At 70.6% G+C, this 7,994-nt stretch carries 6 protein-coding genes; all 6 read left to right on the top strand.

Features of this window, described 5'->3' with window-relative positions:
- Positions 1-223 precede the first annotated feature (223 nt).
- Genes OXU32_02125 through coaD form a run of 6 tightly spaced genes read left to right on the top strand, consistent with a single transcriptional unit; the run spans position 224 to position 7,958 of the window.
- On the top strand, positions 224-2,611 hold the full coding sequence (locus tag OXU32_02125) for a Smr/MutS family protein (GenBank protein MDE0072766.1): 2,388 nt from the start codon (positions 224-226) through the stop codon (positions 2,609-2,611).
- Positions 2,608-4,425, top strand: a complete 1,818-nt coding sequence (dnaG, locus tag OXU32_02120; protein ID MDE0072765.1) for a DNA primase — start codon at positions 2,608-2,610, stop codon at positions 4,423-4,425. Before OXU32_02125 ends, dnaG begins: the two co-directional genes overlap by 4 nt.
- A gap of 2 nt (positions 4,426-4,427) precedes the next feature.
- Positions 4,428-5,138, top strand: coding sequence for a hypothetical protein (locus OXU32_02115; GenBank protein MDE0072764.1), 711 nt, complete (start codon positions 4,428-4,430; stop codon positions 5,136-5,138).
- Between the two features lie 11 nt (positions 5,139-5,149).
- The gene (gene recJ, locus OXU32_02110; protein MDE0072763.1) at positions 5,150-6,913 is read left to right on the top strand and encodes a single-stranded-DNA-specific exonuclease RecJ; all 1,764 of its coding nucleotides are present in this window, start codon (positions 5,150-5,152) and stop codon (positions 6,911-6,913) included.
- A complete protein-coding gene (gene rsmD / locus OXU32_02105; protein ID MDE0072762.1) occupies positions 6,910-7,443 on the top strand; it encodes a 16S rRNA (guanine(966)-N(2))-methyltransferase RsmD in 534 nt (177 codons plus the stop codon). The genes recJ and rsmD overlap by 4 nt, the downstream gene beginning before the upstream one ends.
- A complete protein-coding gene (coaD, locus tag OXU32_02100; GenBank protein ID MDE0072761.1) occupies positions 7,440-7,958 on the top strand; it encodes a pantetheine-phosphate adenylyltransferase in 519 nt (172 codons plus the stop codon). The genes rsmD and coaD overlap by 4 nt, the downstream gene beginning before the upstream one ends.
- The last annotated feature ends 36 nt before the right edge of the window (positions 7,959-7,994 follow it).

Genomic DNA, 7,994 nt, shown 5'->3' with positions numbered 1-7,994 from the left:
ACTCTATGGACGCCTATGGATGATACTGGACTTTCGGTGTCCGCTCCCATGGCCGGATGGGACGTTTCGCGATCATGGCGACGGTCCTGGTGCTTTCCTGTGCCGCGGAGATGGCTTCCATGACCGGAGCGACCGGTCCCTCTGCCGCGTTGACCCCTCTGACAGCGCCGGATACCTTCCTTCCCCAATCCGCGACCACCCGCCCGCGCCGTCGGGGAGGGCGGTGCATGAACGCGCCATCCTGATGCAACACGCCTTCGAAGTTCTCGGGCTGCCGGACGTGCTCGCACGCGTTGCAGCCTCGGCCTCAAGCGACGCGGGTCGCGATGCCGTTCTCGCGCTCAGGCCGGCAACCCGCCCCGCCATCATCCAGCGCGAACTCGAACGGGTACGCGAGACCGCCCGGCTTGCCGGCGCAGTTCGATCGCTGTCGGGAATCCCGGATGCCCGCGACGCCCTGCGCCGACTGCGCGCTGCGGGCGGGGTGCTCTCGCCCGCCGAACTCCATTCGATGGGCACTCTGCTGCGGTCCGGCCGCGAACTCGCCCATGACCTTTCGGCAGCGGATCCGCCGCTGCTCCTGCTGGAACCGTTGCGTGAGCGCCTGCTGTTCGACCGCGCCCTTGAGGAGCGCATCTTTCGTACCGTAGACCGGACCGGCGCGGTGCTCGACACGGCGAGCCCGGAGTTGTCGCGGCTGCGTGCCAGGTTGAAGCGCAGTCGCGGCGTGATCGTCGGTCGGCTTGAGTCCTACGTGCGTACACTTCCGGCTGCGTGGGTCATCCCCGACGCCTCGGTGACCGTGCGCGAGGGCCGCTACGTCATCCCCGTCCGGCGCGCGGGACGGAGCGATGTCGGCGGAGTCGTCCACGGGACATCGGCCAGCGGGGCCACGCTCTTCGTCGAGCCGCCCCTGGCGATCGAGCTGATGAACCGGGTTCGCGAACTGGAGTCGGCGGAGGTGCGCGAGATCGACCGGGTGCTCGCGGAATGCACCAGCGCGCTCGCCCCGCTCCGCGACGGCCTGGCCGGCAGCCAGGAGGCGCTGATCGAATTCGATTCGCTCGACGCGCGCGCGCGCACGGCTCTCGGATGGAACGGCAGCGTCCCGGCCCTGCTTCCCGAGGCGGAACACGGGCTGTGCATCGTCCAGGGGCGGCATCCGCTGCTGGCGCTGCGGGAGGACGTGGAGACCGTGCCCTTCGACCTGCTGCTGGAGCCGGAGGAACGGGTTCTGGTGGTGTCGGGTCCCAACACCGGTGGCAAGAGCGTCTTTCTCAAGTCCGTGGGCCTGATCTGCGTGCTCGCACAGTGCGGCGTCGTTCCCCCGGTGGGTTCCGGGACGCGAATTCCCGTGTTTCGCCGTTTCTTCGCCGACATCGGGGACGAGCAATCGGTCGAGGACGACCTTTCCACGTTCGCCGCCCATCTCGCCAACCTGAAGGACATCCTTGCGCGCGCCAGCGATACGGCGCTGGTGCTCATCGACGAGATGGGTACCGGCACGGACCCGGATGAGGGGGCGGCCCTGTCGGCCGCGGTGCTGGAAGCGCTGGCGAACCGGGGGGCACGGGTGGTGGTGACCTCGCATCTCGGACAGCTCAAGAGGCTGGATGCGCCAGGAAGCGGCATCGTGAACGGTTCATTGCACTTCGACCCGGAGCGCACCCGGCCCACATATCGCTTTCGCAAGGGGAGGCCGGGGCGCAGCTACGGGCTCGCCATCGCGGGTTCCCTGGGGTTTGAAAGATCGCTGATCGATGGGGCCGAAGCTCGTCTTTCACGGGACGAGGTGCGCATGGATGAGCTGCTGGAGCGCCTGGAGCGCCTGGAGGCGGACGCTGCCAGGGCCAGGGCCGCCCTCGCCGCCAGGGAGGCCGAGGTCGAAGGGCGCGCCAGGGAGAACGCCTCGCTCGGCGCCACCCTCGAGGCTCGCGAGCGCAGGATGGCCGGCGAAGAGCGGACCGCCCGCCGCCGCGCCCGGGCCGAAGCGCGCCGGATCCTGCTGGAGGCCCGGCGCGAAGTCGAGAGCGCCATCGCCGAGGTGCGCGCCGGCCGGGCGGGCGAGGAAGAGGAGGTTGCGCGCGCGGCGCGCCAGCGGGTCGAGGCGGCCGCCGAACGCCACCGAGTCCGCCCCCCCGACGACCACCGCCCTGCCCCCGCCACCCCCCTCCGCCCCGGCGACCCGGTGCGGCTCGCGAACGGAGGCGCGACCGCCACGGTGGTCGAGATCCGCCCCGGGCGCGCGCTGGTGGAAGCCCGGGGCGGGCTCAGGCTGGAGGTGCCGCTCGACGGACTCGCGCCCGCCACGGGCCCGGTCCGCGAGGAGAGGCGGCCGGCGGGCCGCTCGTTCTTTCCCTCCGACCCGCCCCCCCTCGACTCCGACCTGCGCGGATTGCGGGTCGACGAGGCGGCTGCCCGCCTGCAGAACATCCTCGACCGGGCGGTTGTGGCGGACGTGCCCGAGCTGCGCCTCATCCACGGGAAGGGCACCGGCGCCCTGCGCGCCATGGTCGCCGAGCTGCTTGAGGAAGACCCCCGGGTGCGGGAGTACCGTTCCGGCGGCGTGGGCGAGGGGGGCACGGGCGTAACCGTGGTGACCCTCGCGTGATCCCCGACGACCAGGTCGAGGAGGTGCGGGCCCGCTCGGACATCGTCGCGGTGATCGGGGAACACATCCCCCTCAAGAGGGCCGGCAAGGACTACCGCGCGCTCTGTCCCTTCCACGAGGAGAAGACGCCCAGCTTCTACGTGGTCCCCTCCAAGGGCTTCTACAAGTGCTTCGGCTGCGGGGAGTCGGGCGACGTGTTCTCGTTCGTCATGAAGCGGATTGGGCTCGACTTCACGGAGGCGGTCAAGTATGCGGGCCGCAAGGCGGGGGTCGAGGTGCGCGAAGTGAAGGCGCGCCCGGAATACCAGGATCCCAACCGGCCCCTGTACGAGGCCAACGCCTTCGCGCGCGAGTACTACCGGGAGCAGCTCGCCGATGTGGGAATCGGCCGGCTCGCCCGCGACTATCTGGAGGAGCGGGGCATCGACGCGGATACCGCGGAGAGCTTCGGCATCGGCTTCGCGCCGGACGAATGGCGCGGCCTGCGCACCGCCGCCGCCCGCCACGGCATCGACGACGCCATTCTCCTGGACGCGGGCCTGGTGACCACCAGCGAGCGCTCCGAGGAGCCCTACGATCGATTCCGGAGCCGCATCATCTTCCCCATCGAGGGCTTGACGGGGAAGGTCATCGCCTTCGGGGGCAGGCTGTTCGGCCCGGGGAAGGGAGCCAAGTACCTGAATTCTCCGGAGACCCCGGTCTATCACAAGAGTGAGGAACTGTACGGGCTGGGTCGGGCGCGGCACGAGATCCGCAAGGAGGGGGCGGTGCTGCTGGTGGAGGGCTACACCGATGTCGTCTCCCTGGTGGCGCACGAGATTCCCAACGTCGTCGCCTCGCTGGGGACCGCTCTGACCTCGGTGCAGGCCCGTCTGCTGGCCCGCTTCGCGTCGAAGGCGTTTCTCCTCTACGACAGCGACATGGCAGGCCTGAGGGCCACCTTCCGCGCCGCCGACGTCCTCCTGGGCGCGGGGATCCACCCCTCCGTGGTGACGCTGCCCGGGGGCGAGGATCCGGATTCGGTGGCGCGCCGCGAGGGACGGGAGGCGCTGATGGGGTATGTCGAGGACGCGGTCGACGTGCTCGACCGGAAGCTGCAGATTCTGACCGGGCGCGACCGCCTGTCCTCGATCGACGGCATCCGCGACGCCGTGGACCGCCTCCTCCCAACCCTGCGCGCGACCACCGATCCGGCGCTGCGCGACATCTACATCTCCAGAGTGGCGGCGGAAACCGGAGTGCGGCGCGAGACGCTGGAGGAGGAGATCGCGCGGACGCCCGCCGTGCCGGGCGGCGGGACCGTACCCGCCCCGCAGCCCAGGGTGCGGCGCGTGCTGAAACCGCTCATGGGCGCCGAGCGCCAGCTCCTGCAGGTGCTTGTCAACGACCGCCGGCTCATCGACCGGGCGAGCGAGGCGGTGGGCCCGGAGGACTTTGTCCACCCGGCCAACCGCGCCATATTCCGGGCGCTGACCGAGAACCCGGAGCTGGAGCGGGCTCCCGAGGAAATGGAGGCGGTTGCGGCCAGTCGGCTCGCGGGCCTGCTCGCCGGCAGCGAAGAAGTCGGTCATGCGGCTCGCGTGCTCGCCGACTCGGCGCGCAGGATGCGTGGCGCACCGCTGGCCGAGCGGGCGCGGGAGCTGAGAGAGACGATCGCCAGGGAGTTGGACCACGAGCGGAAGCGGCAACTGATCTCCGAACTGGAGGAACTGCAAAGGAAGAAGCGCGAAATCGATCCATCCCACTGGACCCCGGCTGTTCGGCATCGCCCGGGTCCCGGCGAAGGAACCGCATCCAATGAGGAGAGACCATAGCCGTGCCGACCTACGCATCGCTGCAGGAGCTACAGAAGATCGACGCTGAAATCGACCGTGCTGCCTCCCGTATCGAGGGATTCGTCCCTTTGTTGGAGGAACTGGACTCGCGGGGGCGCGAACTGGAGGCCGGGATCGAACGCGCCCGCACCCGGCTGAGGGAACTGCGCGTCGCGGAGCGCCGACTCGAGCGGACGGCCGAGGAGAAGCGGAATCGGCTGAGGATGCTGCGGGACAGGCTTCTGCAGGTGCACAACCTCCGCCAGGAGGCGGCCGTGCGGGCGGAAATGGACCTTCTGAACCGCTCCGTGGACGGGGACGAGCTGGAGGCCCTGACCTACCTGGACCAGATCCGCAAGCGGGAAGACGAGGCAGAGCAACTGGAGCGGGAGCTGGCGGACGAGCGGGAGAAGGCCGGACCCCGAAGGCGGGAGATCGAGCAGGAGCGGGAAGACGCCGAGCGTTCACTCGCTTCGCTGCAGATCCGCCGGGATGCCTGCGCCGCCGGGCTCGATCGCCGGGAGCGGGAGGTGTACGAGGGCCTGCGCTCAACCCGGAAAGGAGCCATCGTGATGTCCATAACGGCCGACGGGGCGTGTGGACGGTGTTTTTCCATGGTCCCGCTTCAGTTGCAGGCGGAGGTCAGGGGCGGCAGCACCCTTCGGCGGTGCGAGGCGTGCGGGATCATCTTCGCCCCTCCCGACGGCGAGTAGCCGCCCCCGGGATGCTCCCGCCGGCTCCCGCGCCCCGCTGGAGCGTCGCCCCCGCGCCCCCCGCGCGCCAGGTCGCGGAACTGCGCAGGCAGCTCAACCTTCCCCGGGCGATGTGCGTGGTGCTGGCCGTGCGTGGATTCGGGCAACCGCCCGCAGCCCGCTCCTTCCTGCGCCCGTCGCTGGAGGGAATGCCCGATCCGGCGTCGCTCGCCGATGCCGTGCCCGCGTGCGAGCGCATGCTGAGGGCGGTCGAGCGCGGCGAGACCATCCTGGTGCACGGCGACTACGACGTCGACGGCATCGCGGCCGCGGCGCTCCTGACGCGCTGTCTACGGGCGCTCGGGGGACGGGTGGTACCTTTCGTGCCCCATCGCCTTCGCGATGGCTACGACTTCGGCGCTGCGGGGCTCGCGGCCGCGCGCTCCGCCCGAGCTACCCTCCTGGTGACCGCCGATTCGGGCACGCGCGCCCACGGCGCGGTGGAAGAAGCCCGGCGGGCCTCTGTGGACGTCATCATCACCGATCACCACACCCCGGACCGGACCCTGCCGCGCTCGTTCGCGCTGGTGAACCCGCGCAGGGACGACTGCACCTACCCCAACCAGGACCTTTCGGGGACCGGCGTGGCGTTCGAACTCGCGCGCCTGCTGGGCCGCATGGCCGGGTCGGAGGCCATCGGGCCGCTGCCGCACGTGGAGCTGGTCGCGCTCGCCACCATCGCCGATCTGGTGACCCTCTCGCACCACAACCGCGTCCTGGTGCGTCACGGCCTGAACGCCCTGCGCGATACCGGCAACGCCGGGCTGTGCGCCCTCATGCAGGTGGGGCGGGTGCGCGGCCCGGTCACCCCCGGCCATGTCGGCTTCACCCTGGCCCCCCGCATCAACGCGGCGGGACGGGTGGGGGAATCGCGGCGGGCGCTCGACCTCCTGCTCACGGACGACCAGCGCGAGGCGGCACGTCTCGCGCGCGCGCTGGAGTCGTACAACGCCGAGCGCAAGCAGACCGAGGCGCGCGTCCTTCAGGAAGCGCTGGCGCGCCTGGTCCCGTCCTACGATCCGGGGCGCGACTTCGGGCTGGTGCTGGCATCGCGCGACTGGCACCCGGGCGTGATCGGCATCGTGGCCTCCCGGCTCGTGGACCGCCTCCACCGGCCGACCATCCTCGTCTCGGTGGACGGCGACACCGCGCGCGGCAGCGCCCGCTCCATTCCCGGCTTCGACGTCCTGGCCGCCATCACGAGAGGCCGGCGCCATCTGGACCGCTTCGGCGGACACCGGCAGGCGGCGGGAATGAGCCTCGCCCCCGAGCGCATCGATGACTTCCGCGCGTCGTTCAACGAGGCCGCCGAACAGGAACTCGCCGATCGCGATCTGCGCCCGCATCTGGTCGCCGATGCGGAGATCCGCCTCGAGGAGGTCACGGAGCCGCTGGTGCGCTACCTGCGGCACATGGGTCCGCACGGCATCGGCAATCCCCGCCCCCTGTTCCTGGCGCGCGGGATCAGGCTGGACGGGCCCGTGAAGACGGTGAAGGGCGCGCACCTCAGGATGCGCCTGCGCGATCGCACGGGGACGCTGGACGCGATTGGATTCGGGATGGCGGATCGGGTCGAGCCCGGGACGCTGGTTCCGGGACCGGTTGACGCGGTGTTTCGCCTCAAACTCGGCAACTACCGCGGGGTCCCGCTCATCCAGGCCGAACTCAAGGGCATCGGCCCGGCCTCTCCGCGTCCGACCACCCCGGCGAGAGCGCCGCTGGAGTCACCGGCGTGAGAATCATCGCCGGACGCTGGCGCGGCCACCGGTTGAAGCCGCTGCGCGGCCGGAACGTGCGCCCGACCTCCGACCGGGTGCGCGAGGCCTGGATGGCGGCGCTCGGCGCCGACCTGGAAGGGGCTGTGGTAGTGGATCTGTTCGCGGGCTCGGGCGCGCTCGGGCTCGAGGCGCTGAGTCGGGGCGCCAGCCAGGTGACCTTCGTGGATCTCTCGCGGCGCGCGCTCCGGGTTCTGCGGGCCAACATCGAGCTGCTGGGCGTCGGGACCCTTACACGCGTGGTGCGCGCCGACGCCCTGGGGTACACGAAGCGCATGCAGCGGGAAGAGGTCGATCTGGCGCTGGCCGATCCCCCCTACGGACGCGGGCTGGCGGGGCGCCTCCTCGACCTCTACGGCGAGCGTCCGTTTGCGGGCGTCCTGTGGGTGGAGCATCGTTCCCGGGAAGAGCTGCCCGGTTGTCCCGGGCTTCGGCTGCGCCAAAGAGTGTACGGAGACACCACGCTGACCATCGCGGAGGCTGAGGCATGAGCGGTGCCGGGAACCTGGTCGCCATCTATCCGGGGTCGTTCGATCCCGTCACGCTCGGTCACGAGGACATCGTCCAGCGCACGCTGTGCGTCGCCGACCGGGTCGTGGTCGCGGTGGCGCACAGCTCGACCCAGTCCAAGCGCCAGTTGTTCAGCGTTGAAGAACGGGTGCGCCTCCTGCAGGAAGTGTTTCAGGATGAGGCGCGCGTGGAATGCACTTCCTTCGAGGGCCTGCTGGTGGACTTTGCGCGCGCCCGCGGGGCACGCTTCATGATTCGCGGCCTTCGGGCGGTGTCGGACTTCGAGTACGAATTCCAGATGGCCCAGATGAATCGCCAGCTGTGGCCCGGTGCTGAGACCCTCTTCCTCATGCCCGACGTGTCGTACGCGTTCCTTTCCTCTTCTCTGGTTCGCGAAGTCGCCGTCCTGGGCGGGGATATCTCCAGGTTCGTCTCGCCCCTCGTGGCCCGCGGGATCCGCCGGAAACTCGAGAACCAGCGGAGGGCGGAGGAGTGATGGCGCCGGCCCGCCGTGCGGAGCGCCTTGCCCGCC

Source organism: Gammaproteobacteria bacterium (assembly GCA_028819075.1).
In the GTDB taxonomy this organism is placed as follows: domain Bacteria; phylum Gemmatimonadota; class Gemmatimonadetes; order Longimicrobiales; family Gaopeijiaceae; genus BD2-11.
This window is presented reverse-complemented; position numbering and strand designations above follow the sequence as displayed.